General features: G+C 57.9%; 1 protein-coding gene. It reads right to left on the bottom strand.

Annotated elements, in window-relative coordinates; all coding sequences use genetic code 11:
* On the bottom strand, nucleotides 1–323 hold a 323-nt coding region (locus BBG47_RS28600; protein WP_139070856.1), incomplete at both ends, for a hypothetical protein.

The following is a 323-nucleotide window of genomic DNA, read 5'->3' as shown; positions in this document are numbered from 1 at the left end:
CGCTGTTCATCGGCGTTGTCGGTACATCCGTTGATCTCGTGGAGGCTGGCGAATAGGCTTCCAATTCTTCCGCGGAGGCGAATCTCACCATAGCGGAGCAGTTCTTCTTCCCTTCGGCATCCATGGCGGCCAAGCTTTCCTTCTGCTGTTCGGCATCCGTGGCTGTCAAGTGCTCCTTCTTCCCTTTGACATCCGTAGCGGCTATTTCCGTAACGGCGGAGCATTCCTCGTCCAAGCACAGGACATGCCGCAGCGGTGTTTCTCCCCAGCCTGCCACCGTTGCTGTCTGCGTTCCTTCGCTCAGCAGGATACGGATACCGGCA

It is taken from the genome of Paenibacillus sp. KS1, assembly GCF_001680695.1.
Classification (GTDB): domain Bacteria; phylum Bacillota; class Bacilli; order Paenibacillales; family Paenibacillaceae; genus Paenibacillus_B; species Paenibacillus_B suaedae.
This window is presented reverse-complemented; position numbering and strand designations above follow the sequence as displayed.